The organism is Psychrobacter sp. DM8 (genome assembly GCF_051307025.1).
In the GTDB taxonomy this organism is placed as follows: domain Bacteria; phylum Pseudomonadota; class Gammaproteobacteria; order Pseudomonadales; family Moraxellaceae; genus Psychrobacter.
Genome location: NZ_CP195538.1, coordinates 102,938 through 127,866, shown reverse-complemented (window position 1 = coordinate 127,866; position 24,929 = coordinate 102,938). Strand labels below are relative to the sequence as shown.

Here is a 24,929-nt window from a genome sequence, read left to right as displayed (position 1 = left end):
ACTAAACAACTTCTAAATACAGCAAGATCTACATAAGACGATATCTACATACTCTGTATTTTTTCACGTAGCGCAGGCAGATGGCGACGGCTAACCGCTAGGGTCTCATCAATACCCTTAAAGCGAACTTGATACTGACCTGCATCTACTGTCTCCAAAAAATCTAAATAGCTTAGATTAATAATGGCATTGCGATGTACACGAAATAGGCGATCGTCAAATTCTTGCTCAAGCTCTTTTAGAGTCTCATCAATCAGTACAATACCGTCTTTGTGGCGCACTTTGACATACTTTTGATCAGCGGTACAGTAATAGATGTCTTTGAGTTTAATGAGCTCAACGCCGCGATGAGTCCGTGCTGAGATATGCTCACGAATAGGCCGTGCTGTTGGATCCTCAAGTTTACGGATCTCATTGAGCTGGGCGGCATTTAAGCTTTTGGCTTTACTCAGTGCCTCTAACAGCTCATCTTTATTAGCAGGCTTGAGCAGGTAACCAATCGGATTGGCTCTGAGTGCGGCAATCGCATAGTGATCATAAGCAGTAACAAAGATGATAGCAGGCGGATGCTCAAGCTTATTGAGCTCATGAGCGCAGCGCACACCGTCCATCTCAGGCATACGAATGTCTAGTAATATAATATCGGGTTGATGAGACTTTACGGCGGTAATAGCTTCCATGCCAGTCGTTGCCTGAGCAACCACTTTATGACCTGACTCTTGCACGATTCTCACCAAACGCTCACGCGCTAATGGCTCATCATCACAAACTACAATCCGCATGTAATATCCTCTCTTAAACTATATGTGACCGCTATTTAGTAGTATAGATATTATACTGGTATATGCTCATATTCTTTTAATACTATCTATCACTTATTTATTCACTACTTTACATAACCACTGTATTTCAGAAGCTGTAAAAAACCCTTTTAAAGACAATTTTTTGAGGTAAAAGCCTGTTGCGTTATCTTTTTACATCAATTTAACTCGTGTTATTTATAATAATAGCTAGACCATTATCGATAGTAGTAATAATGTAGCAATAAATATGCCAGCTGTTAAAAAAGGTTGTTTTAAAAGCGTTACAGACCAACATCTTGAAGCGGATAGTTTATCTTAGTGATGATCTGTTCAGTTGTGACCGTACTGTTGATAGTAGCGCTATCGCCAAAGTAAGCGCGCAAACGCTCAGTTTGAATGTAAAAATCCATGTGTTGCTGCAAATCATAAATAACCATTAAAGTCTTGCTAGGCAGTTGCACGGTAATCGTAATGATAACGCGGTGCTGCTCCCACGTGACCTTTATATGAATATCAATGGTCTCAGTAGTCATCTCTACGACGTTGAGCAGCATCTTTTCCAGAACACTTTGCAAGGTGAGTGAAGTGATGACCATGTCATACATGATATCTTCTTCAGGTAGAGACCAATTGACAATCAGCTTGTCCGCCAATCGGCTCGACTCTATCGCTATGTAATGCTCACAAAGCGCAATCTCCTCTTCAAAACTGATCTCACGAGCGCCATTGAAGCTGGCACGAAAGAGCGCTGAGACGTGCTCTAGTAATTTAGAGGCGCGCGCAGGATTAGAATCCATAAGGGCGATTAGTGTATTAACGGTATTAAAGAAAAAGTGCGGAGCAATACGGGCCTTAATCATATCGTTTTGCGCGCCAAGCTTGTCCTCAAATGAGGCTTTGAGAGCGTTTAGCTCCATGTAGCGGCGTAAAAAGTATAGGATAAAGACTAAAGTAAAACCGCCGCCCACAATACTATCGAGCATAACGTCTATGATAAACGTTCGAGTATCGTACTTGAGCCAATCAAAATTAATCATTACCAACTGCACTAAAATCATAGTTACAGCAGAGCTGATTATAAATAGCGCTATGATATAGACGCTGACTCTAACGTTACTCATGCTTTTAAATATGGGTCGCAGATAATCGATAAGATATAAAACAGGAAGGATTGAGATGACGTTTTGAAAAAAATAGCCTGCAAAAAAAATGGCAAAATCAGACCCTGTAACCAAATCTTGGCGCTTAGTGATAGTAACAAATAACGACCAAAAAAAGAGGTACATCAGCCACTGCCAAGGCTTCATCATGACCATGAGCTTGGGGATAAAAAACTCTAAGCGCGCCGCTAGTAAGGCGACCTCATCATTTGCTATACTTGAGTGCTTATTCTTATGAGTAGTCTTAGACCGATATGAACGCCATTTCTTCAAACCCTGATAGCTCCATTGATTCTGAGCAAAATAAAAAGTCACCTGTCTCTGATTCTAGCACAGATACTATGAGCAGCACTGAACAAAACGATTCGTCAAATGCTGCTCTAAATAGTCAGGGCCAGCAGATGTGGGGCGGGCGCTTTAGTGAGGCCACTGACAGTTTTGTCGCCGCTTTTACCGCGTCAGTTGGCTTTGATCAACGCTTTGCCCGTCACGATATCCAAGGTTCAATTGCCCATGCGACGATGCTTGGTCGCTGCGGTATCTTGGCTGATGATGAGGTTACAACGATCATAGAAGGTCTACGGCAGGTGCTCGCTGAGATTGAAGCGGGCGAATTTGAGTGGTCCATTGCCCTTGAAGACGTACATATGAACGTCGAGTCGCGTCTGACAGACATGATTGGCGCAGTTGGCAAAAAACTGCATACGGGGCGTAGCCGTAATGATCAAGTGGCAACCGATATTCGTCTTTGGCTAAGGGAGGAGACTGATAATATCATTGAGCTACTCGTGCGCTTGCAAAGCGGTCTCCTTAATCTGGCTGAGCAGCATACCGACACTATCATGCCAGGCTTTACCCATTTGCAGACCGCGCAGCCAGTAAGTTTTGGTCATCATGTCATGGCTTGGTTTGAGATGTTATACCGCGATACCCAGCGCCTAAAAGATGCTCGTCGCCGTATGAATCAGATGCCGCTCGGTAGCGCAGCTTTGGCTGGTACGACCTTTCCGATAGATCGTACCATCACCGCCGAGCTGCTAGGCTTTGAGGGCATTTGCCAAAACTCACTTGATGCCGTCTCAGATCGTGACTTTGCTATTGAGTTTACATCGAACGCTTCGATCTTGATGATGCATTTATCGCGCATGAGCGAGGAGATTATCTTATGGATGTCGGCGCAGTTTAATTTTGTGCAGATACCCGATCGCTTCTGTACCGGCTCATCTATCATGCCACAAAAGAAAAACCCTGATGTGCCAGAGCTGGTACGCGGTAAATCAGCGCGCGTCTTTGGTCAACTGATGACGCTGCTTAGTCTGATGAAGAGCCAACCGCTCGCTTATAATAAAGACAACCAAGAAGATAAAGAGCCGCTATTTGATTGCGTCGATACGTTGACCGGCTCACTCCTTGCCTTTGCTGATATGCTACCGAATATCACTCCAAACATCGAGGCTATGCGCGCCGCTACCATGAAAGGCTATGCGACAGCGACCGATTTGGCCGATTATCTAGTGCGTAACGGCGTCGCCTTTCGCGATGCTCATGAAGTCGTCGGTCATGCAGTCGCTTTGGGTATCAAGGAGGGCGTTGATTTGAGTGACTTGTCACTAGCTCAATTACAACAATTTAGTGACGCTATCGGTGATGATGTCTTTGAGTATTTAACGCTTGAGGGCTCACTCGCGGCGCGTGATCATTTAGGCGGCACAGCGCCCAATCAAGTTAAGCAAGCGGTCATTAACGGCCGAGCCCGCCTTAAGGCTTTTGCTTAGTTGATATTTACCAACGTATATCTTTTATAAAGATACCCGCCATTGTTGCGGGTATTTTTGTTCATTCTCTTAGGCACACTCGCTGTTACCTTCTATACACCTGATAGCCTTTGCTAAATTGACTAAGACCGTTATCATAGATAAATACTAATATTTAATAAATAATTTCATAAAATCAATAAGGAGCACCTCATGACTGAGACCTTTAACCCGCAAGCCAATACCGTATTTTGCCGCAAATATCAGCAAGATTTGCCAAAGATGCCGCATCCGCCTTTTCCAAACAAAAAAGGTCAAGAGCTACAAGATACAGTTTCTGAAAAGGCATGGAAAGAGTGGCTTGAGCAACAAACCATGCTCATTAATGAAAATCATCTGAGTATGATGGATCCTGAAGCCAAAAAGTTTTTGACTGAGCAGCGGGATAAGTTCTTAGATAATGAAGACTACGAGCGTGCGCAAGGTTGGACGCCAGAGAAATAAAGCAAACTGCTATTTATCCTAAGCTAATTTTGCTACTATAAAGCTTGCTGGTGTAAACCTGCCAGCAGCAAATTTACAACACTGACAGACTCGGGGTGCGGTGTGCAATTGGTCACAAGCCAGTGCGCATTCGCTGAGAGATCACCCGCCGAACCTGATGCGGTTAGTACCGACGCAGGGAAGTCTTAAGCATACGTTATACCTATCTATTAGGCGCGCAGAAATGCCTTTTTATTACCATACTGTCTCTTATCGCTAGAACACGTTGGTTAATATGAAGTGGCGCCTACTGATTTTTGAAGCGTTTGACTGCCTATCATCGTAGTAAAACGTTTTATGCAATTAAGATAGATATAAATTCTATGCTTGTCCCGCAGCTACTGGCGGTGTTGATTTTATTCAAAACAACACGCTAGGACAGCATATGACAGCTTCAACCCTAATATCAAAACCTAATCAAAAATCGTCTGACAAAAAAGCCGATGCACTAAAAACCCCTGCCCATCGCACCTCTGCCGATGCCCGTTTTGAGGAGGACGCTCGCGACTTGCATCGTGTTCTCCCCGCTTCTCGTAAAGTCTATATCCAAGGATCGAGATCTGATATACAAGTGCCGATGCGCGAGATTACACTTGATCCTACGCCTATTCAAGACGTTGATGAGTCGGACTGGGAGCACAACCCGCCGTTTTATGTCTATGACACTTCAGGCGTTTATACCGATCCCGATGCTCATATTGATCTCACCAAAGGGTTGCCTAAATTACGCGAGGGTTGGATCGCTGAGCGCGGTGATACCGAACAACTAACAGGTCTGTCTAGCTCATACGGGCAAGCCCGTGCACGTGACATTAGTACCGCTAACCTTAGGTTTGCGCACATCGACAAACCGCGCCGTGCTAAAGACGTCGATGGCAAAGTAGGCAATGTCACGCAAATGTACTACGCGCGCCGCGGTATTATCACGCCTGAGATGGAATACATCGCTATCCGCGAAACACAAAAACAGCATGAGTTAACTGACATGCGCCAGCACGAGGGTGAAAGCTTTGGTGCCAATACGCCAAAGATTATCACCCCTGAATTTGTCCGTGATGAAGTTGCCGCTGGACGCGCCATTATTCCAAATAACATCAATCACCCTGAGTCTGAGCCGATGATTATCGGACGCAATTTTTTGGTGAAGATAAACGCTAATATCGGTAACTCAGCGCTCGGCTCCTCTATCGACGAAGAAGTGTCAAAAATGACGTGGGCGACGCGCTGGGGCGCGGATACGATCATGGATTTATCAACGGGTAATCATATCCACGAGACCCGTGAATGGCTGATTCGTAACTCACCCGTACCCATCGGTACCGTGCCGATTTACCAAGCATTAGAAAAAGTCGATGGCGTAGCTGAAGATCTGACTTGGGAGATATTCCGCGATACTTTAATTGAGCAAGCCGAGCAAGGTGTTGATTATTTCACCATTCACGCAGGCGTGCTGCTACGCTACGTGCCGCTGACCGCCAATCGTTTGACAGGTATCGTCTCGCGTGGTGGCTCTATTATGGCGCAGTGGTGCTTGGCTCATCATAAAGAAAGCTTTTTATACACCCATTTTGAGGACATCTGCGAGATTATGAAACAGTATGATGTCGCGTTTAGCTTAGGAGACGGCCTGCGTCCTGGCTGTTTGCAAGACGCCAATGACGAAGCGCAATTTGGTGAGCTACGTACCCTTGGCGAATTGACTCAAGTGGCCTGGGAGCACGATGTACAAGTGATGATCGAAGGTCCCGGACACGTGGCGATGAACCGTATAAAAGAGAATATGGACTTGCAGCTTGAGATCTGCGCGGACGCGCCCTTTTATACTTTAGGGCCGTTGACGACTGATATCGCACCTGGTTATGATCATATCACTAGTGCTATTGGGGCGGCGATGATTGGCTGGTTTGGCACCGCCATGCTCTGCTACGTGACGCCCAAAGAGCACTTAGGATTGCCTAATAAAAAGGATGTCAAAGACGGTATCATCACGTACAAAATTGCCGCTCATGCCGCCGATCTTGCCAAAGGCCATCCAGGGGCACAAGCGCGTGATAATGCGTTATCCAAAGCCCGCTTTGAGTTTCGCTGGGATGATCAGTTCAATCTAGCGCTCGATCCTGATACCGCGCGTGAATACCATGATGAGACTTTGCCCAAAGACGCGCACAAGTCGGCGCACTTTTGCTCCATGTGTGGCCCTAAGTTTTGTTCGATGAAAATCACGCAAAATGTGCGTGAGTACGCCAAAGGCTTGGAAAATAAAGTCACGCCAAGTAGCGGTGATCTTCAAGACGAGAACCACCGTATCAAGCAGGTCGATACTGAACTGGTCGAGCAAGCCCGTGAAGCGAGCTTAGAGGAAGTTCGCCAAGGCATGAAAGAGATGACCGAGAAATACCATAGCGAGGGACGACAGTTGTACAAAGAGGTGTGAGAGTTATAGTTTTTAAGTTAAACTAGTCAAAGAGTTTTACATTTTATTTCACTAGTTGAAAACATTATGAATCATAACCAGCTATCTTCTTTGTCTATTACAGGATTTAAGTCAATTAAATCCTGTAATATTGAGATGACAAACCTTAATGTTTTGATTGGCGCAAATGGGTCAGGAAAAAGTAATTTTATTGGTTTTTTTAAATTTATACATGAATTATTAGACGAAAACTTACAGAGCTATACTAGCAAATCTGGTGGACCAGATAGCATATTGCACTTTGGACGTAAGTCTACAGAACATTTAAAAACAGAGCTACTATTTGGTAATAATGGTTATAAGTTTACCCTCGAAGCTACTCAAGATAATCGCTTAATGTTTACCAATGAAAGTTTATGGTGGAATATGCGTGGAGATTGGCATGTGGGTTCTGGTCATTTTGAAACCTATGTTCATAAACATCAAAGTAGAACGAGAATATACGATTATACAATTCCCACTATAAAGAATTGGCGAATATATCATTTCCATGATACTAGTGATACTGCTGTCATGAAACAACGAGGCATGATTAACGATAATATGTACTTAAGACCTGATGCAAGGAATTTGGCTGCTTTCTTGTTTCTTCTTAAAGAACGTTATCCAAAGCATCTAAAACGTATTGAACAAACTGTGAGGTTAGTTGCCCCATTCTTTGGTAAATTTTTACTTAGACCAAATCCATTAAATTCAGAACAAATTGAGCTTGAGTGGTTTGAAGATGGCTATGACATCCCTTTTAAAGCACATCAATTATCAGATGGTACTTTAAGGTTTATTTGTCTATCCACAGTGCTTCTACAACCTCAAGAATATCAGCCCGAAACTATTTTAATAGATGAACCTGAGTTAGGTTTACACCCTTATGCAATAACTATTCTCTCATCATTGATAAAATCAATTTCTAAAGAAAAACAGATAATAATCTCTACCCAATCTGTTGACTTAGTCTCTGAGTTTACTTTCAAGGACTTGATTGTGGTTGATAGAATTGATCATGAGTCAAAATTCAGACGTGTTCACGAAAATGAAGAAATACAACAGTGGCTTGAAGAATACACACTTGGTGAAATATGGGAGAAAAACCTATTAGGAGGAAGACCCTCGCGATGAACAGAATTTTTATTTTTTGTGAAGGACAAACGGAAGAAACATTTGTGCGTGACGTACTTTGTACATTTTTTGAGCCTCAGGGTCTTTATGTTTACCCTATAATTTTTTCAACTAGTACGGGACATAAAGGTGGTATTTCAAGTTATTCGAAAGTCAAGCGTCAAATAGAAATGAAATGTAAAGAAGACTGTTCTTCTTGGGTAACAACGCTGGTGGACTATTATGGACTTCCTGAAAACTGGATTGGTCTTAATGAATCTAAGAGAAATGTTAGTATTTTTGATAAGATTTTGACAATCGAGAAGGTTTGGCAACAAGATATGGGCTGTATTAACTTCATACCGAACCTACTATTACACGAGTTTGAAGCACTATTATTTTCACAACCAGAGAAATTTTCAGATTGGTTTGAACAGGAAGACGTTGATCTATTAATTCAAGAAACATCCAGTTTTGAAACTCCTGAACATATTAATAATAGTAAAGTTACTTCCCCTTCAAAAAGAATACTAAACCTATTGAAGTCTTATCAAAAACCTCTTCATGGTAGTTTAATAGCTCAAGAAATAGGTCTAGATGAGATTAGAAATAACTGTCAGCATTTCAACTCATGGATTGAGAAACTCCTATTGCTCAAAGCACAAAGTTAAAATCCCAACAAACATCATGTTGGTTGGGATTGAATTGCACATAAGTCATTCACTGTCTACGCTTACTTAAACCTTTGACGCTTCATAAATCTCATTGATCGAGTTATCAATGGTCTCAGCAAACTCTTTATCGCTCTGCTGCTTACTTAAGCCTTCGGTAAAGGCACGTGAGAAGCTGGCGATCATACCTGGGTTTTGCTTGAGCTTATCACAAGCTTGCTGGCGGCTGTAACCACCTGATAGCGCGACTACTTTGAGCACTTTTGGGTGATCGACGAGCTCTTGATAAAAGCCCTCTTCCTCTGGCAAAGTCAGTTTAAGCATGACTTGGTGATCGTCGTTTAAACGATCCAGATTGCGCAAAATATCTGCTTTGAGTATCACTTCACACTCGTGTTTTTGTGCGCTATCAATATTGACCTCAGGCTCAACAATGGGCATAAAGCCTTTAGAGATGATTTGTTTGGCGACATCAAACTGCTGCTGTACGACAAGCTCAATGCCATCGACGCTTGGCTCATAAATGACTGAACGCATTTTAGTACCAAATACAGGGTACTTTTTAGCTTTATCAAGTAGCGCATCCAAATCTGGCATCGGGCGCATCACTTGCACGCCGCTCATTTGCTCAGCTAGACCTTTATCTACCTTTAAAAAAGGAACGATGTTTTTATCTTCCCATAAGTAGTTGGCAGTGGACTTGCCGTTTACTTCACGATCCATCGTATCTTCGAATAAAATCGCACCAAGGACGCGCTCATTATCAAAGCAGTCGCAGGTCATAATGCGGGCGCGCATTTCATGCACTAAATCGAACATAGCATCATCGCTATCGTAGGCATCACCGTTTACGCCGTAATTCTCTAACGCTTTAGGCGTACTGCCGCCGCTTTGATCGAGTGCGGCGATGAATCCTGAACCCTCTTTTATACGTTGTAGTTGTTTTTGATATTCCATTGATTAAGTATCCTCTATTTATTGAATCTTTATTTTATCATAACGTGTTATAAGCGCTTAGCGATGTTCGTTCCTAACGACGTAGCAACACCCATAGCGAATTATAAATTACCTTACCATAAGCGCTAGCATTTGCTTGTATTTAGTCGGTTAACCGTCAAATTTTAATCAGTAAATCCTAACTCAAGTTTACGCCAAAAACAGCACCGCAACGCAGCAGATAGCCAGCAGAATTCCTAACATATTAATGCGATTAAGATGCTCTTTAAATACGCCAACCCCGATAAGGGTAGCGACGGTAATCACCCCAACATTCATACCCGTAAAGACGATACTTGGTGATTCAGACAAGACTTGATGGGCGCGCACATATGCATAAATATTACCCATGTTTAGTACGCCAAGCAGCAGACCTGCTGCCAAAGCATTGCCCTGCCAGCGCACTCGGGTGATAAGCAAATAGATAAATAACAGCACAGCTGCCAAGCCAAAACTAACAAATAGCGTTAATGGAAAGGCGGCGCCCTGCTTGGCGACTTGCTTAAATAAAATATCAATAATGCCATAGCCGGCCCAAACACCGAATAACCAAAGTGGCGTCTGCCTAGCGTATGAGAGAGCACTGTTATTGCTAGTCGTGCTGTCGCTAGGATGATCTATATTAGCAGTACTAGTGGTAGCTATAGCCAAGTGCTGCGGGCGATACACCAGCGCGCCTAGCGCTAAAAAACCCAGCAGTAGGCCAAATATACGTGTCCCTGTCAGCACTTCACCGAACCATAAAAAAGCGGCAATGATAGGAATAATCAGTGATAAGCGCTGAGCGGCGTCCGTGGCAACCATACCTACCGCTGAGATAGCACGGCCAAGAATAACAAAAACGAGCGGCAGTAAAATACCAAGGGCGATGATAATGCGCCATGCGCCGCCAAGCGTACTGATAGCGCTGACATCAGGTTTGAGCAGGACTAGAGTGAGTAAAAAGGCAACAGGGTAACCGGCGACAATCGTTTGACGAATATCTATATCTTTTTGCCGCAGCACTTTTAATAGCACCGAAACGGCAACGCTGCACAGCACTGCAATAATCAAATACAACATCAGTTTTGCCCTCAAATAAAATAAATCGATGTTCAATGTTTTCAAAATTAAGTCAGTAGAGAATGTAACAATATATTTCATAATCAGCAATGATTATATCTCGACTCACTTATATGTACCTCTAAATAGTCCTGATAACTAAGAGTATCCTCATCAGTCGATCCCAGCTTACAATTAGCCTGTAAGCCTGATAATGAAGTTTGATAAAATATCCGATTATTCTAATCCTAAAAGTAAAGGCACAAAACCGCGAGTACTAATGCTGGTTTTTGTACGCTGATACTACTGTCTGTTTGCTACCTATGAATGCACTTTTTCGCTTTTTTGAAACCCGTCTGCCCGCTTTTCCTGAATCTCCAATGCCGCTACCTGCACCTCGTGATGGTCTGCTAAAGTTCTTGTGGGCCTGTACCAAAGGCCTGCGTGGCTGGCTGCTGCTGTTTATGGTGCTTTCAGCGGGTATTGGCGTTTATGAGGCCATGCTGTTTGCTTGGATTGGCGATATTGTCGATTGGCTTGGGATTTATACCCCGCAAAATCTATGGCTAAAAAAAGGCGATATGCTCCTGCTTATGTTTGCAGTGATGCTAGTTAGCCCCTTTTGGATTGCCTTATCGTCGTTTATTCATTTTCAGACCTTACAAGGCGTATTCCCCATGCAGATGCGCTGGCGTTTTCATCAGCGTATGCTTGGGCAGTCGATGCAGTTTTATCAAGATGAGTTCTCAGGTCGCGTCTCAGCCAAAGTAATACAAACGGCGCTTGCGGTACGTGATACGGTGATGACGGTCACCGACATGTTTATGTACGTTACTGTTTATTTTATTACAACGGGCGTCATTTTATTTAATTTAGACAGCTTATTATTGATACCTTTTATCGCTTGGTTCATCTTAGTCGCTTTGACGATGTGGTATTTTATTCCTAAATTAAAACAAACTGCTATCGTACAAGCAGATGCTCGCGCACTCATGACTGGACGTATTACCGACGCTTATGCCAATATCATGACCGTCAAGCTCTTTAGTCATTCACGCCGTGAGCTAGGTTATGCTAAAAATGCGATGGGTCAGTTTTTGGGTACGGTACACGCGCAAATGCGCTGGGTAAGCTATTTGGAGGTTTCAACTCATCTCATTAGCGTGATTTTGGTCAGTAGTACCGCAGGTATCGGCCTTTATTTGTGGCAACAAGGCGCCGTTGGCGTCGGCGCGATTGCTGCGGCGACGGCGATGGCACTACGCCTAAACGGTCTGACCCGCTGGATCATGTGGCAAACCGCTAGCCTGTTTGAGAGTATCGGTACGGTACAAGACGGTATGCGCACGTTATCAGCGCCGCAAACTATTATCGATGTACCAAATGCGCCCACTCTAAAAGTCACTGACGGTCATATTGTGTTTGATCAGGTTGATTTTAGTTATGAAGGTGAGGAGAATGGCGATATTGAAGGGGCGCGTATCGATGAGGTCAAAACGGTTGCCGCATCAAACTTGTCACAAGTTAAACTACTAGATAACTTTTATCTCGATATCAAACCAGGCGAAAAAATCGGTCTGGTTGGGCGCTCAGGCGCAGGTAAATCAACACTGGTCAATTTGCTCTTAAGATTCTTCGATGTCGATAGTGGCAAAATCTGTATCGATGGACAGGCTATAGACAAGGTCACTCAAGAGTCCCTGCGTCAGCAAATCGGTATGGTTACCCAAGACACTTCCTTACTTCATCGTACCGTCCGCGAAAACATCGCTTATGGTCGACCTGATGCAAGCGATGACGAGATTATAACTGCCGCCAAACAAGCGCAGGCTTGGGACTTTGTCAAAGACTTATACGATGATAAAGGCAATACAGGTCTTGATACTCATGTTGGTGAGCGCGGGGTTAAGCTCTCAGGCGGTCAGCGTCAGCGTATCGCTATCTCGCGCGTCATGCTCAAAAACGCGCCGATTTTGTTATTAGATGAAGCCACCAGTGCCCTTGATTCTGAGATTGAGTTTGCCATTACTGAGAGTCTAAACGACATCATGACGGGCAAAACGGTCATTGCGATTGCCCATCGCCTCTCAACGATTGCCGCCCTAGATCGCTTGGTGGTTATGGAGCAAGGCCAGATCATCGAACAAGGTAGCCATGAGGAGTTACTCGCGCTCGGTGGTGTATATGCGCGCTTGTGGCAACGTCAAAGTGGTGGGTTCTTAGGTGAAGATAACTAAACCATTATAAAGTTAAACGAATACAAAGTATAAGGATAGTGCTGTCATGCAAGATTTTGCCAAACCGATTACCCTCAAAAAGAAAAAAGCGCGGTATTACGATTTAAGTACTCTTGGCGCACATACAAACACTAAGCGCGCGCCTGCTCATTTTTATGGCGGTAATGGCTTTACTGTCGGTAATTACAAACCGCTGCTCACCCAGCTTTCCACAAATTTTGATATCAGCGCGCTGGCTATGCGCGGCTATTGGTATGATAAGCCAAAGGCAAAAGTGTTGACCCGCCAGCAGGATGCCGATCTTCTTATTAAGTTTTTGGAGCAGACGCAAGATAAGCCTGTAGTCGGTATCGGTCATTCACAAGGCGCGACTGCGACCGCGATGGCAGCGGCTAAACGTCCTGATCTGTTCTCAAAGCTATATTTAATTGAGCCTGTGACTTTTACCAAACGCCAAGCAAGGCTATACAAGCTCATTCCTCGTAAGGTTCTGCTCACTCGAGAACCCTTTAAAAGCGCGCTGAGTAAACAAAATATTTGGTCAAGTGTGACAGAGCTTTATGATAACTTACGTAGCAAAAATGCCTATCGTCGTATCTCAGACGAGCACTTGCACCTCTTTGCTGAGCAAAGCCTTGAGCTGCAAGACGATGGCAGTTACCGCTTTATTTTTAGTCCAAAGCAAGAATTGGCAAGCTATTTTGGCATACCCTATATCGACGACGCCCTAAAAAAGACCCCCGTTCCTTATACCTTAATTATCGGTAAACCCACTATTTTTATTAACGATCAAGTCCGCAAAAATTGGCAAAAATTCGTCCCTGCAGATCAGCTGATCGTTATGCCTGAAAATGGACATCTACTCCCTGTAGAAGCGCCAGAAGAATGCGCTAAGCTCATCCTAAAAGACTTCAATGACAAGTAAACAACATCTTTAATCTATAGGGTATAGTAAATACTAAATAAAACAGATACATTTAATTTTAACGCGCAACTGATATCAATTTTCCTTGCGTGCTGTGTCGTTGCAGCCAGAGGCTGCGCAAAATTAATATCAGTTACGCTTACAATGGACTGACTCTAGATGCCCTATGACTGATTTGTTCCCGCTCACTCCTCAGCACAATTTACTACCCTGTGATGGTATTTTGAATGATTTTGGTGTGGTGATTGAGGACGCTAATGCGTTATACGAAGCTTTGTTGGCTGACTTGCCTTGGCAATCTGATCGTGTGACTTTGTTTGGCAAGACACATATCACTAGCCGCAAAATTGTCTGGATGGGTGACGACGGCACAAGCTATCGCTATTCAGGCCATACGCATTCGAGCATTCCTTGGTCAGACGCTGTGTTTCATGTGAAACAATTTATCGAGAAATTACTACTAGCGCGAGGTATTAAGGCCAATTTCAACTCCTGTTTGCTTAACTATTATCCGTCAGGAGCTGAGGGTATGGGCTACCATGCTGACGATGAAAAGGAGCTAGGTGACCGTCCTATTATCGCGGCGCTATCTTTGGGCGCCACACGCAAATTTGTCTTTAAACACAAAACTATCAGACACCAAAACAAGCCTGTCAAAGCTGCGCTCTATCTTAAGTCAGGTCAGCTGCTTGTCATGCGTGGGGATACGCAAACGTTTTGGAAGCACAGCATCACCAAGACCACAACTGTTGATTCGGGCCGTATCAGCTTAACCTTTCGGCGTATGCTCGTTTAAGTTGACTCTTGACGATCTAAAAAACGCTCGCGGTAGCACTGATACGCCGCTTCACACACACTTGCCGTATAATTGGCATTGACGCCGCCTGCGACCACAGCGCCTACCGCAGGAATAATCTGCGCCGCTTTGGTTTTGACCATATTGGTCGCCACTTTGGTTGCGGTCTGTCTAAGTATTCGCGACATCAGCTCTTCATTTATTTTATTAAATGCCTTAGTCTCAGGGTCTTGAGTTAAGCTTGCCGTATCCTCAAGCGCCGCTTTACGCTCATCAGCAGACGCAGAAGTCGCAACTGCTAGCAGTGACATGGCAAATAGCTGTTCGCCTTTTTGACTCATATCGAAACCATAATAAGTAGCATACTCACCGATAGCGCGCAGATTGGCGGTGATTAGTCCCATCACGTCAACACTGATACCCGCCCAGCCCGCCATTCCTGTCGCTACGCCTTGTGCACTTGTCAGTGCTACGTATTTGCTCTTAAATAATGTCACTTGCTCATCAACATCCGCGATATCTAAGCTTGCAATGTCATCGAAAGATTTGACCGAGTCACTATTGCCCAGCGTATTGCGATAAGCCTCTATAGCATCTTGGGTATCTAGCGTCCAGTTTGCTGCATCGCTTAGAGTTACAATGGCTTTTTGCGTCGCTTGCTTGAGCGTCTCGCCTAATTGCGGCGCGTTCATTAGCGCATCACCTGCCTTGTCTATTGGCGCACTTAAAGCTGCAAAGGTTTTATCTATTATATTTTGATCAGGGTTTTTCCATGCCTCTATCTCTTGGCGTACTTGAGCAGCATAAACGTTACCTCTGCCGTGACTTTTGGTGTTATTACTAGTGTCGCTATTTGCATTATCCTTTGCATCGGTCATTTTTTTATCCTTAATAATGATTATGTGGTAATTAAAAGCTAGGCGGCTGAGAACCAAACATTCAAACCAGCCGCTTTTAGAAGCGATCAATAAAGGCCGCGGTATGAATACTATAGCGGCTTACACGCATTGGTTTTGTAAGGATAAACACGGATAGGTAGTATAAAGGTAACTTATACGGCAAGTACCAATTTGCCAAAGGCGTCGCCCTTTTGCAGATCAGTGTGAGCGGCGACTACCTGTGCTAAAGGATAAACCTGCTGAATCTGTAGCGTCAGCTTGCTATCAGCAAGACACTTAAGCACGCGCGTCATGTCTTGACCATTGGGCTTGACTGCATAGCCCTCTACGCTTAGGTTTTTGTCACTACCTGCCTCTTTAAGCTTATCCACCCAAATCGTCGGTAGCACGAAGACGCGCGCGCGAGGTTTAAGTACGCTCAGCGCGCGCACGCCAGCCTCGTTACCGACCAAATCTAGCAACACATCCGCTTGTAAGTTAGGGAAATTATCGTCTTTAGTATAGTCAATCCAGCCCGCTAGCTGGTTTCTATCGATCAAACCTGAGATTTTGTCGTACTTATCAGGTGAGCAGATCACGGTAACTTTGATGCCCATCGTCGCCACTTTGTCCATCAACAGTTGCACGACCAATTGCCCAACGCCGCCAGCAGGGGCATTCATAACGACGTGCTCACCTGCTTTTATATCGGCAAAATCAATGAACTGTAATGCTGTTTGACCGACACAAGGCACCGCCCCTGCCTGCTCTAAGCTAACAGTCTTGGGCACTTTAGCAAGTAGCCCTGCCTCAACCGCCACGTACTCGGCATAGCACTGTCCATTGAAGCTAAGCGCAGCAACCTTATCACCGATAGCAAAATCATCACTACTGCTTTTGACGACTATACCTGCGACGTCAAAGCCTAAAATGGCAGACCACCCTTTATCGAAATACTGTTTTTGAATATTGTCTGCGCCCCAGCCTTTGCCTTGACGAGTCTTGTAATCGACAGGATTGATACCTGCATACGCGACCTTTATCAGTACTTGGTTATCACCAATGTCAGGGACTTGAACGCCACCTTCGTAGCGCATGACCTCAGGCGTACCAAATTTACTGATCAGTACAGCGTGCTGGTCTTTTGGTATAGCGTGCGTAGACATGATTGCGTCTTCCTTTTCGATGGTTTAAAAGTAATCAGGCTAAGCCAACACCAGCTCTGCACTAATCGGTAGATGATCTGATAGCGTCGACCACGGCTTGCCCGTATGTACCCAAGCATCCTTAATCGTCAGATTGCGCACGTAGATACGGTCTAAGCTGAGCACAGGCAGTTTAGCTGGGAACGTCGGTAATAGCTTGCCATGACAGCACCGCAGAGCCTCTGTCATACCGAGATTGGTCGCTAATTTATCACAAGACATCTTTTTCCAATCATTAAAATCACCTGCCAATATCAGTGGCTGATCAGGAGCAATGGCGTTACGCACGTAGTCGCTGATCGCCTCGTACTGCTTGATACGGTCGCGCTCAAATAGATTAAGATGCGCGCACAAGATAACGACAGGGATATCCCAGCCAATGGGTTGAACTTCGCAGTGCAATACGCCGCGCTGCTCAAGCTTATTGACGGTAATATTGACATTGTGCTTGGGATCTAACGGGAACCGGCTTAGTACTGCATTGCCGTGATGACCGTTTTGGTACTCGGAGTTTTTGCCATAGCTATTCTGAAATTGCAGATATTCTCCGAACCATTCGTGCTGCGATTGATCAGGGTACTCGTTGTACTGCAAGTTGCGTTTTAGGTTTTGACCTTGCACTTCTTGCAAGCAAATCACATCTGCACGTATAGTATCGAGCGCCTGCGCAATACCCTGCATCTTGACTTGCCGATTCATCGGCGACATGCCTTTATGAATGTTATAACTGGTTAATACAAAAGATTTAGTCGTCATAGGGTTATCATTTTTAAGGTAGAGAAATTGGGTTTTATCGTTTAGTCGTAATCAAAATAATTAGCAAACTTATGATGAATAGTAGCAGATAATCATTATGGTAGTTTATCAAAGCGCTGGAGCAGCGTACTCAGCTAAGATCAACAGACCAACTACCCATAGTGCTCATCTAAATAATTGATAATGTCTTTGGACTCATACATTTGCGTATCGGTATTAGGATCTACCAGATACGGGAATTGTAATTTGCCATGCATCACCTCATTCATCAAACGCTCACGTTTACCGCCTTTAACAGGCTGATACTCCCCTACATTGAGTCGAACGCCAAAGCCGCCAATGTCTTGAATCTGCTCGCGAGCGACGCTATGGTTAATATAACCGACTTCAAGCTCGCTGAGTTTTTCACGCACCAATCGGCAAAAGGGACTGGCCTCAAACCCATATAAATGTAGGGGCTCATCAGGTTTACCGCGTGCGTCATTCTTTTTGGGGTGGTCGGCTTTTACGCCGCGCATCATAGAGGCCACACTTGCCGCTTTATTGACAAGGGTGGCGTTGTCATCATCTTGGGCTCTTTGATACTTGCTAGGGGTTGTGCCTTTTTTGGAATAATGCGCGAATAGATGATCGATAATCGCTTGTGAGTCAAATAATTTGACGTCTTGGTTATCATCAATCAAAAACGGTACTTGCGCTTTACCAGCCAGTTTTGTAAGCTCATCGCGGTAAACGTGGCCTTTGTGCGGACTGGGACGACTCTCAAAGTCTAAATTAAGATGGGTCATGACCTCACGTACACGGCGCGAATAGGGACAGGCCTCATGCTCATAGAGCACCAGCATTTTTTCAGGCTGCATAGGCTTGGGCGTGCCCATATTGCCACGAGCACCGCGCAACAGCATAGTCGTCGTTGCTTGCAAGCTTTTTATCGTATGTCCAAGGGGTGTGTTTGGGATAATCATCGTGGATGCCTTATTGTGATGTAAAAAGAGCATTGACTCGTTATGAACCAATGCTCCTTTATTGTACTTTTATGATACTTAGTTATATGACCAAGTGCTATATCAATAACGGGTGACCAGAGCAATCGGTTGATCTTCGCCCATGATCTCCTCAGGCAAGAACACCACGTCGCCGCCATTGTGAATGACATGCTCAATAATCACGCCGATAGCGTCATCAGTAACGCCTTCGCCAGCTGCGTCGTCAACTACCGTTAGCGTCTGCGCTTTTTCATCGATTTTGGCAGGTTGGATGTACCAACGACGTACATATAGCGTCTCGCCTGCGCCTTGGAACGCGCCGCGATAGACTTCTTGCAAGTCAGTACGTAGCATCTCAGCGCCGCGAGCTTTGTCAATCTCACCCATCGCCTCTTGATGTAGTGATGAGCGATACTCTTCTACTGCCTCTTGAACGCCATCAACGATATGCTGCGCGCTGCCATCATCTAGATTAGTCACGTTGGAGACCGTAGCGATAATGTTGTCTGGACGATCGCAAACTTCTTTATAGTAGCCGATATTTTTGGCATCGCCGACGATAACGAGTGGTAATTTGTGCTCACCCCATAGCTCTTGCACGCTCTTGTCCACTTGGTTAAAGAACTCTTTTAGATGACTGCTCTCGTTATTCGCCGAGCGATCTGAGCCGCCATCACTGGTGGTATATAAGCCATTGTTTTCGACAGGAAAGGCAATGTTTTCCATATTGTTTTGCTTGTCATCATCTTTATCAAACTCAGCAACGACGCGATCATTTGACGCCTCGATTAAGCGCGCGACATCACGAGTCAACACAACGGTATAAAAGTGTACTGCGCTTGCCATATCACGAACCAAGTCACGCGTTGCAAAGCTGTCTGAGATCACCACGCGCTCTGTAGTGTCAAGCGGCATACGGATGAGCTGCACATCATCGACGCTAGCAAAAATAGCAAGAGTATCTAGATTATAGTTATGATTAAGATCATTGGTTTTTGCATGAATACTATCCATGATCGTGGTCGCTGTATGCTTATCGTACTCATTATTTAAGCGCTCTTCTGCAACTTTTAATTGGTTTTTGAGGGCGATAGGATCTTGCTCATTGGCAGGATGCTCGCGGTGGGTCTTAACAAAGATACTCACGGCTGGATTGGCTTTGGTCTCGCGTAAACTTTTAAGTGTTGCTTTCATAGATGCATTCCTTATTTTATTATCGTTAATAAACCTTTTGTATTGGTACTCTATTAAAGCATTACCACTATAAATGGTCGTCATCTTAATCTGACACTATCTAGCGGATAACGGTGAATAGGCACCTGTATTAGTACTTTTAGTCATATGTTTTTTCTTAGTACCACCTCTGATACTAACAGACCGCCTGCACAGATGTATGATTAGTTTGCAAGCAAATGATGACGCTTTGTAAGCAATAGCAATAAATGCAAGATACTGTTCTGCGCCTATTTTAAGCTTATGTCTAAGTGCGTCAGATTGCATTGCTCATCACTGGTTGCTAGCAGCTTGTATTTTTGTCAAGACATACCCATCTTTAATCCATATAACCTTATTGAATACTTATCATAATAATGATCTCAGTCAAATGGATACCCTTATGAGTGCTTTAGACCCTAGATTAAACCTTGTCAATTTTTTGGATGCTTCTCCTACAACGCTACAGGCGCAAGTCAATCAAGCTATAAAGCAAGCCAATGATTTTTTGGATACCTTGACAAGTTTTCAAGATAAAGACTTTACCCCTATTAGTGCAGATATTGCGCTACGTGACGTCCTAGAATTTGATCATATTAATTTAAGATTAGATCGTAGCTGGGGCGTGCTCTCGCACTTGAACGGCGTGATGAGTAATGATGAGATCCGTCATGTGCATCATGAGCTACTGCCTAAGCTCTCAGCTTATGGTACGCGCGTAGGCCAGCATCAGCCGCTATTTGATCGCTATCAAGCTATTATCGATGATGAGACGTTTTTTGCAGAGTTAGAGCCTGCACGCCGCCGCGCCATTGAGCTTGCCGTACGCCGATTTGAGCTATCAGGTGTGGCGCTACCAAAAGCTGAGCAAGAGAAGTTCGCCGCTGTTCAAAGCGAGCTATCCACGCTATCAGCGACATTCTCAGATCATATCTTGGACGCCACTCAAGCATACGCGCTACCGCTGAGCGCAGAGCAATTAGCAGGCTTGACCGATAGCGGATTGTCCTTACTTGCAGATGCCGGCGAGCAGTTTAAAGCAAACGAGTTAGAAGCGGGTCGCTTGACGCAAGAGGATGTCGACGCCTTGCCGACGCCTTATTATGTGGCGACGCTTAATATTCCTGTGTATCTGGCAATTATGACGCACGCCGATGATCGTGATTTGCGCGCCGAGCTGTACCGCGCTTACGTCACTCGCGCCTCCGAGTTCGATACTCATACCAACAAAGACGGCGACTCGCTGAACAATGCTGAGGTGATGAGTCAGATACTCACATTGCGCCAGCAAAAAGCTGAGCTACTAGGCTTTAACCATTATGCTGAGGTCTCGCTATCGACCAAAATGGCGGGCAGCGTGGCAGAGGTTGAGACTTTTTTGCGCAATTTAGCCAAGCAGGCGACGCCAACTGCCAAGCAGGATCTGACGCAGTTGCAAGATTGCGCTCGTAATTATGGCATCACTGATTTGCAACCTTGGGACAACGCTTATATCGCAGAAAAGCTTAAGCAAGATAAATTTAGTCTCTCGCAAGAGGAGATACGTCCGTACTTCCCTCTGCCAAAAGTCATCGATGGACTGTTTGCTATCGTAGAGCGCTTGTACGGCATCACAGTCAAAGAGCAAGAGAGTTATGCCACGATAAGTGACGTTACTGCAGCCTCGCGCTGGCATGACGATGTGCGTTTTTATCAATTATTCGATAACGATGATCGCTTAGTTGGCGGTTTTTACTTTGACTTATTTGCTCGTAGCGGCAAACGTGGCGGCGCTTGGATGAGCGGCTTTCAGTCTCGCTATAGTCATGACGAGCAAGGATATGAGCAGCTACCGGTCTGCTTTATGGTAGGTAACTTCACGCCAGCGCTCGGCGGAAAGCCAAGCCTACTCACGCACAACGAAGTGCTTACCTTGTTTCATGAGTTTGGTCATGGCTTGCATCATCTGCTCACGCAAGTCAGTGTCGGCGATGTCGCAGGAGTCAACGGCGTTGAGTGGGATGCCGTCGAGCTGCCTAGTCAATTTATGGAGAACTGGGCGTGGGATTCTGAGGGTATCGCGCTCATTAGTAGTCATGTCGATACAGGCGAGCCCTTACCCAAAGATAAGCTTGATGCCTTACTTGGGGCCAAAAACTTCCAGAGCGGTATGCAAACCTTGCGTCAGGTTGAGTTCGCGCTGTTTGATTTATTGATACATGCGCATACGCCAGCGCTTGATTATGACGGTATCTTAGCGACGCTCAACGAGGTTCGCGGTGACATCGCTATTACACAGACGCCTGATTACAATCGTTTTGCCAATGGCTTTAGTCACATCTTTGCGGGCGGTTACGCGGCGGGCTACTACTCTTATAAGTGGGCTGAGCTATTGTCAGCGGACGCCTTTAGCAAGTTTGAAGAGGACGGTATCTTCAATCCTGCTACGGGTAAAGCGTTCCGCGAGACTATTTTGTCCGTTGGTGGTAGCTTCCCTGCTAAGACTAACTTTGAGAATTTTCGTGGGCGCAGCGCCAATATAGAGGCGCTACTACGTCATAGCGGCTTTGCCCAAAATGATGAGTCTAATATGGATCAGGAGGCATAAATGCGCTATCAATCCACTCGTCCAAAACGGCAGTTCTTGGCTGGGGTACGCTGCCCCAAATGCCAAGCACTAGACGTTATCGTACAGGTCAATATTGTCACCCCAGAGCCTGATGAGTACATTGAGTGCATACAGTGCGATCATAGCGAACACCGTCCTGACCCTGACGCCATTAGTGCTCAAAACCACGCGCAAGATCAACTCGTACGCGATGCTATGACTACAGGTACGAGCGGTACGGTAAAATTTAAACCTTAATTTAACCGCCTATCTAGCTTAGATAGGCTTTTTATTTTGAGTTTGCTATCATAACCACAACTCATGACAACTCCTATTAACGATGGTATGAAATCACACAAACCGCGCCCTACCTTTAGCCGATACTCCAAGCCCAAACGCCAACCTGTTCAGATATTATGGATTGCCATCGCTCTGATACTAGCGATCATTATTCTAGCTTACCTGCTATGGCTGCGCTCTACTGCTGATAACATGGACGAACAAGGAACAACCATTGACATATCGACAGTAGAGGAGCAAATAAGAGCAGCTCAGCCCGTCTCCTCGCCAGTAGTACCTTCTGATAAAACTATAGATAATGATAGTGTTAACAGTACCAATAGTCCTACTATCGACACTTTAAACGACAATGATACGCTTGCTGTCAAAACAATAGCGGTTCCTAGTCCTAAAAAAATCATAGAAGCGCCATTGCCTAAGACCAATAGCCTGGCTAAAGAAGAGATTGACCGCTTAAAGGACGAAAAACAGCGTTTCGCTGAACAAGAGCGACTCGCGGCTGAACAAATCGCGATGACAAAACAGCTCACTCAAATGAAGGCCGAACAAATCGCGCTATTAGAAACGCAAATTGCTCAGTTAGAAGCACAAAAGTTAGAGGCGCAAAAGCGAGCCCGAGCAACGATAGAATAAACTAGGAATAGCTAATATGGCGACTATCCACTTAACACATGCGCCTATTCTAAGCAGTAGCGTACAGCTGCTCGTTTTACCTGTGAATACTACAGGCACGTTATTAGATCCTGTCCTTGCCCGCACCAAGTCCCTTTATCCTGATAACTATCGGCACTACCGCAAGGCCTGTATCGATGGCAGCCTAAAGACAGGAACCTGCTCAATACACAAATGCACGCGTGAGCACTCAGGTCTAGGCGTTGGTAGTCATAATAAGCCCAGTTATATCGCTAACTTAGTCATATCAGATCATCCTTACCATCGGGCGCGCACCGCTTGGCTGACACAAGCACTTAGTGATTTATCCGATCAGCTTATGGCGCTGATACGCTATCAAGGCGTGCGTAAAGCGGCCCTACTCGCCCGTCCGCTGCTATTTGACAACTCTTCTATTAATGCTAGTTTGAATGATGCAAAAGAGCACATGACAACCAGGCTGCCCTTGGACTGGCAGGATATCACGCTACCCCTTATTACCCAGCATCTACAAGAGTTACCGAAACTACGTATCGATATCCATGTGCCTAAAAGCGTAAAGCTCTAATAGCGAATACTATGCTAATTAAGGCGGCGCTAATTAAGTTGACATTAATTAAGGCGGCGTTAATTGAGACAAGGCTAATGCATACTTAGCGTGTTTAGAAATATAGTTTTGACAATCGGTTCAATGCTATTCTATAAGCTGTACATATTTATTTTTAAGGATAAGGACGTCCTATGAAAACTCTACGAACCCCTGATACGCAGTTTGAGAACCTACCTGATTTTGACTTTGTACCGAACTATCTGATGGTTGATGATACTGAGGGCGGCGAGCTACGTGTGCACTATCTTGATGAAGGTAGCAAGGACGCTGACCCTATTCTCCTGCTCCATGGAGAGCCGTCATGGTGTTATCTGTATCGCAAGATGATACCGATTTTGACAGCAGCAGGACACCGCGTTATTGCGCCAGACTTGCCTGGATTTGGGCGCTCGGACAAGCCTGCTGATCGCAATGACTACACTTACCAGCGTCATGTCGACTGGATGCAATCGCTACTCGATCAGTTAAAGTTAGACCGTATCACGCTGTTTTGCCAAGATTGGGGCGGGCTCATTGGTCTGCGCTTAGTCGCGGACAATCCTGATAGATTTGCACGCGTTGCTGCAGGCAATACTATGCTCCCTACTGGCGATCATGATCCTGGCGAGGGCTTTCGCAAGTGGCAGCAGTTCTCACAAGATACGCCAGAGTTCCATGTCGGCAGCATCATCAATAGCGGCACTGTAACCGAGCTATCACAAGATATTATCGATGCCTATAACGCGCCCTTCCCTGATGAATCATTCAAAGAAGGCGCAAGACAATTCCCCGTGCTCGTACCGACTACACCGGATGACCCTGCCTCAAGTGATAACCGCGCAGCTTGGGGCGTACTTAGCACATGGGATAACCCTTTTATCACCTTGTTTAGCGACTCTGACCCTGTTACCAAAGGCGGTGATAAAATCATGCAAAAGCTCATACCAGGTACTCAAAACCAAGCTCATACGACTATTACCAATGGCGGTCATTTTTTACAAGAGGATCAAGGCGAACCATTGGCCGAGCTGCTAGTTACCTTTATCGCTGACAATCCCTAGTATTAAACTATTTAATATTACCTTAATATCAAATCATCTTGCATGACGGCGCGGCATCTTGATTACAGATGTCGCCCTTTGCCGCGTCACTGTTTGAACTATTTGAACCTCACATCAGCGCATGTATCTTCCTGTACACTTTAGACAGTAGATTTATATCCATATATTGATAATCAAATGCGCTTAGCTTAGTATCCTTCTCATAAGTGA

General features: G+C 45.0%; 22 protein-coding genes and 1 riboswitch. Of the genes, 13 read left to right on the top strand and 9 right to left on the bottom strand.

Going from position 1 to position 24,929, the window contains the following annotated elements:
* Positions 1-44 precede the first annotated feature (44 nt).
* Both ACR64J_RS00590 and ACR64J_RS00585 read right to left on the bottom strand, forming a co-directional pair.
* On the bottom strand, positions 45-782 hold the full coding sequence (locus ACR64J_RS00590) for a LytR/AlgR family response regulator transcription factor (protein ID WP_435950024.1): 738 nt from the start codon (positions 780-782) through the stop codon (positions 45-47).
* Between the two features lie 302 nt (positions 783-1,084).
* The gene (locus ACR64J_RS00585) at positions 1,085-2,236 is read right to left on the bottom strand and encodes a histidine kinase (protein ID WP_435950023.1); all 1,152 of its coding nucleotides are present in this window, start codon (positions 2,234-2,236) and stop codon (positions 1,085-1,087) included.
* A 128-nt stretch (positions 2,237-2,364) separates the two neighbouring features.
* On the opposite strand from ACR64J_RS00585, the gene argH reads away from it, so the two are divergent.
* The 5 genes from argH (at position 2,365) to ACR64J_RS00560 (ending at position 8,499) form a co-directional block, all read left to right on the top strand.
* Positions 2,365-3,738 carry an argininosuccinate lyase gene (gene argH / locus ACR64J_RS00580; RefSeq protein ID WP_435950996.1) on the top strand — a complete coding sequence of 458 codons (1,374 nt, stop codon included), beginning with the start codon at positions 2,365-2,367 and terminating at the stop codon, positions 3,736-3,738.
* 192 nt (positions 3,739-3,930) lie between these two features.
* The gene (locus ACR64J_RS00575) at positions 3,931-4,221 is read left to right on the top strand and encodes an oxidative damage protection protein (protein ID WP_317199666.1); all 291 of its coding nucleotides are present in this window, start codon (positions 3,931-3,933) and stop codon (positions 4,219-4,221) included.
* 81 nt (positions 4,222-4,302) lie between these two features.
* Positions 4,303-4,419: riboswitch (TPP riboswitch) on the top strand.
* 226 nt (positions 4,420-4,645) lie between these two features.
* Positions 4,646-6,694: a phosphomethylpyrimidine synthase ThiC gene (gene thiC / locus ACR64J_RS00570; RefSeq protein ID WP_435950022.1), complete on the top strand. Its 2,049-nt coding sequence runs from the start codon at positions 4,646-4,648 to the stop codon at positions 6,692-6,694.
* A gap of 66 nt (positions 6,695-6,760) precedes the next feature.
* Positions 6,761-7,849 (top strand): AAA family ATPase, encoded by a 1,089-nt coding sequence (locus ACR64J_RS00565; protein ID WP_201611105.1) that lies wholly within the window; start codon positions 6,761-6,763, stop codon positions 7,847-7,849.
* The gene (locus tag ACR64J_RS00560; RefSeq protein ID WP_435950021.1) at positions 7,846-8,499 is read left to right on the top strand and encodes a DUF4276 family protein; all 654 of its coding nucleotides are present in this window, start codon (positions 7,846-7,848) and stop codon (positions 8,497-8,499) included. The genes ACR64J_RS00565 and ACR64J_RS00560 overlap by 4 nt, the downstream gene beginning before the upstream one ends.
* 66 nt (positions 8,500-8,565) lie before the next feature.
* Here ACR64J_RS00560 and ACR64J_RS00555 read toward each other — a convergent pair whose 3' ends face one another.
* Positions 8,566-9,456 (bottom strand): fructose bisphosphate aldolase, encoded by an 891-nt coding sequence (locus ACR64J_RS00555; RefSeq protein ID WP_435950020.1) that lies wholly within the window; start codon positions 9,454-9,456, stop codon positions 8,566-8,568.
* 189 nt (positions 9,457-9,645) lie between these two features.
* Entirely contained in the window at positions 9,646-10,557 is a 912-nt protein-coding gene (locus ACR64J_RS00550; RefSeq protein WP_435950019.1) for an EamA/RhaT family transporter, read from the bottom strand.
* A gap of 302 nt (positions 10,558-10,859) precedes the next feature.
* On the opposite strand from ACR64J_RS00550, the gene ACR64J_RS00545 reads away from it, so the two are divergent.
* The 3 genes from ACR64J_RS00545 (at position 10,860) to ACR64J_RS00535 (ending at position 14,494) form a co-directional block, all read left to right on the top strand.
* The gene (locus ACR64J_RS00545) at positions 10,860-12,773 is read left to right on the top strand and encodes an ABC transporter ATP-binding protein (RefSeq protein WP_435950018.1); all 1,914 of its coding nucleotides are present in this window, start codon (positions 10,860-10,862) and stop codon (positions 12,771-12,773) included.
* Positions 12,774-12,819: 46 nt separating this feature from the next.
* Entirely contained in the window at positions 12,820-13,698 is an 879-nt protein-coding gene (locus tag ACR64J_RS00540; RefSeq protein ID WP_435950017.1) for an alpha/beta fold hydrolase, read from the top strand.
* A 166-nt stretch (positions 13,699-13,864) separates the two neighbouring features.
* Positions 13,865-14,494 carry an alpha-ketoglutarate-dependent dioxygenase AlkB family protein gene (locus tag ACR64J_RS00535; RefSeq protein WP_435950016.1) on the top strand — a complete coding sequence of 210 codons (630 nt, stop codon included), beginning with the start codon at positions 13,865-13,867 and terminating at the stop codon, positions 14,492-14,494.
* Here ACR64J_RS00535 and ACR64J_RS00530 read toward each other — a convergent pair.
* The 5 genes from ACR64J_RS00530 to ACR64J_RS00510 form a co-directional block, all read right to left on the bottom strand.
* A complete protein-coding gene (locus ACR64J_RS00530) occupies positions 14,491-15,372 on the bottom strand; it encodes an EcsC family protein (protein ID WP_317200503.1) in 882 nt (293 codons plus the stop codon). The two genes, ACR64J_RS00535 and ACR64J_RS00530, sit on opposite strands and share 4 nt — an antisense overlap.
* Positions 15,373-15,545: 173 nt before the next feature.
* Positions 15,546-16,538 carry an NADP-dependent oxidoreductase gene (locus tag ACR64J_RS00525; RefSeq protein ID WP_435950015.1) on the bottom strand — a complete coding sequence of 331 codons (993 nt, stop codon included), beginning with the start codon at positions 16,536-16,538 and terminating at the stop codon, positions 15,546-15,548.
* A 39-nt stretch (positions 16,539-16,577) separates the two neighbouring features.
* Complete coding sequence (locus ACR64J_RS00520; RefSeq protein WP_435950014.1) at positions 16,578-17,333, bottom strand: endonuclease/exonuclease/phosphatase family protein; 756 nt, start codon at positions 17,331-17,333, stop codon at positions 16,578-16,580.
* Between the two features lie 152 nt (positions 17,334-17,485).
* A complete protein-coding gene (locus tag ACR64J_RS00515) occupies positions 17,486-18,298 on the bottom strand; it encodes a glutathione S-transferase N-terminal domain-containing protein (protein WP_435950013.1) in 813 nt (270 codons plus the stop codon).
* A 102-nt stretch (positions 18,299-18,400) separates the two neighbouring features.
* Positions 18,401-19,513, bottom strand: a complete 1,113-nt coding sequence (locus tag ACR64J_RS00510) for a hypothetical protein (protein WP_435950012.1) — start codon at positions 19,511-19,513, stop codon at positions 18,401-18,403.
* 421 nt (positions 19,514-19,934) lie between these two features.
* Here ACR64J_RS00510 and ACR64J_RS00505 point away from each other — a divergent pair, with 421 nt between their 5' ends.
* The 5 genes from ACR64J_RS00505 (at position 19,935) to ACR64J_RS00485 (ending at position 24,719) form a co-directional block, all read left to right on the top strand.
* Positions 19,935-22,118 (top strand): M3 family metallopeptidase, encoded by a 2,184-nt coding sequence (locus tag ACR64J_RS00505; RefSeq protein WP_435950011.1) that lies wholly within the window; start codon positions 19,935-19,937, stop codon positions 22,116-22,118.
* Positions 22,119-22,376 (top strand): YheV family putative metal-binding protein, encoded by a 258-nt coding sequence (locus ACR64J_RS00500; protein WP_435950010.1) that lies wholly within the window; start codon positions 22,119-22,121, stop codon positions 22,374-22,376.
* 63 nt (positions 22,377-22,439) lie between these two features.
* Complete coding sequence (locus ACR64J_RS00495; RefSeq protein ID WP_435950009.1) at positions 22,440-23,051, top strand: hypothetical protein; 612 nt, start codon at positions 22,440-22,442, stop codon at positions 23,049-23,051.
* Between the two features lie 16 nt (positions 23,052-23,067).
* A complete protein-coding gene (locus ACR64J_RS00490) occupies positions 23,068-23,637 on the top strand; it encodes a hypothetical protein (protein WP_435950008.1) in 570 nt (189 codons plus the stop codon).
* Positions 23,638-23,810: 173 nt separating this feature from the next.
* Positions 23,811-24,719 carry a haloalkane dehalogenase gene (locus ACR64J_RS00485; protein WP_435950007.1) on the top strand — a complete coding sequence of 303 codons (909 nt, stop codon included), beginning with the start codon at positions 23,811-23,813 and terminating at the stop codon, positions 24,717-24,719.
* Positions 24,720-24,929 lie beyond the last annotated feature (210 nt).

Excerpts from the sequence above, each read along its gene's own strand:
- ACR64J_RS00515 (WP_435950013.1), bottom strand. The coding sequence starts at position 18,298 with ATGATTATCCCAAACACACCCCTTGGACATACGATAAAAAGCTTGCAA.
- ACR64J_RS00525 (WP_435950015.1), bottom strand. The coding sequence starts at position 16,538 with ATGTCTACGCACGCTATACCAAAAGACCAGCACGCTGTACTGATCAGT.
- ACR64J_RS00505 (WP_435950011.1), top strand. The coding sequence starts at position 19,935 with ATGAGTGCTTTAGACCCTAGATTAAACCTTGTCAATTTTTTGGATGCT.
- thiC (WP_435950022.1), top strand. The coding sequence starts at position 4,646 with ATGACAGCTTCAACCCTAATATCAAAACCTAATCAAAAATCGTCTGAC.
- ACR64J_RS00560 (WP_435950021.1), top strand. The coding sequence starts at position 7,846 with ATGAACAGAATTTTTATTTTTTGTGAAGGACAAACGGAAGAAACATTT.
- ACR64J_RS00575 (WP_317199666.1), top strand. The coding sequence starts at position 3,931 with ATGACTGAGACCTTTAACCCGCAAGCCAATACCGTATTTTGCCGCAAA.
- ACR64J_RS00530 (WP_317200503.1), bottom strand. The coding sequence starts at position 15,372 with ATGACCGATGCAAAGGATAATGCAAATAGCGACACTAGTAATAACACC.
- ACR64J_RS00550 (WP_435950019.1), bottom strand. The coding sequence starts at position 10,557 with ATGTTGTATTTGATTATTGCAGTGCTGTGCAGCGTTGCCGTTTCGGTG.
- ACR64J_RS00565 (WP_201611105.1), top strand. The coding sequence starts at position 6,761 with ATGAATCATAACCAGCTATCTTCTTTGTCTATTACAGGATTTAAGTCA.
- ACR64J_RS00545 (WP_435950018.1), top strand. The coding sequence starts at position 10,860 with ATGAATGCACTTTTTCGCTTTTTTGAAACCCGTCTGCCCGCTTTTCCT.
- ACR64J_RS00495 (WP_435950009.1), top strand. The coding sequence starts at position 22,440 with ATGACAACTCCTATTAACGATGGTATGAAATCACACAAACCGCGCCCT.
- ACR64J_RS00535 (WP_435950016.1), top strand. The coding sequence starts at position 13,865 with ATGACTGATTTGTTCCCGCTCACTCCTCAGCACAATTTACTACCCTGT.
- ACR64J_RS00500 (WP_435950010.1), top strand. The coding sequence starts at position 22,119 with ATGCGCTATCAATCCACTCGTCCAAAACGGCAGTTCTTGGCTGGGGTA.
- argH (WP_435950996.1), top strand. The coding sequence starts at position 2,365 with ATGTGGGGCGGGCGCTTTAGTGAGGCCACTGACAGTTTTGTCGCCGCT.
- ACR64J_RS00590 (WP_435950024.1), bottom strand. The coding sequence starts at position 782 with ATGCGGATTGTAGTTTGTGATGATGAGCCATTAGCGCGTGAGCGTTTG.
- ACR64J_RS00540 (WP_435950017.1), top strand. The coding sequence starts at position 12,820 with ATGCAAGATTTTGCCAAACCGATTACCCTCAAAAAGAAAAAAGCGCGG.
- ACR64J_RS00490 (WP_435950008.1), top strand. The coding sequence starts at position 23,068 with ATGGCGACTATCCACTTAACACATGCGCCTATTCTAAGCAGTAGCGTA.
- ACR64J_RS00555 (WP_435950020.1), bottom strand. The coding sequence starts at position 9,456 with ATGGAATATCAAAAACAACTACAACGTATAAAAGAGGGTTCAGGATTC.
- ACR64J_RS00510 (WP_435950012.1), bottom strand. The coding sequence starts at position 19,513 with ATGAAAGCAACACTTAAAAGTTTACGCGAGACCAAAGCCAATCCAGCC.
- ACR64J_RS00485 (WP_435950007.1), top strand. The coding sequence starts at position 23,811 with ATGAAAACTCTACGAACCCCTGATACGCAGTTTGAGAACCTACCTGAT.
- ACR64J_RS00520 (WP_435950014.1), bottom strand. The coding sequence starts at position 17,333 with ATGACGACTAAATCTTTTGTATTAACCAGTTATAACATTCATAAAGGC.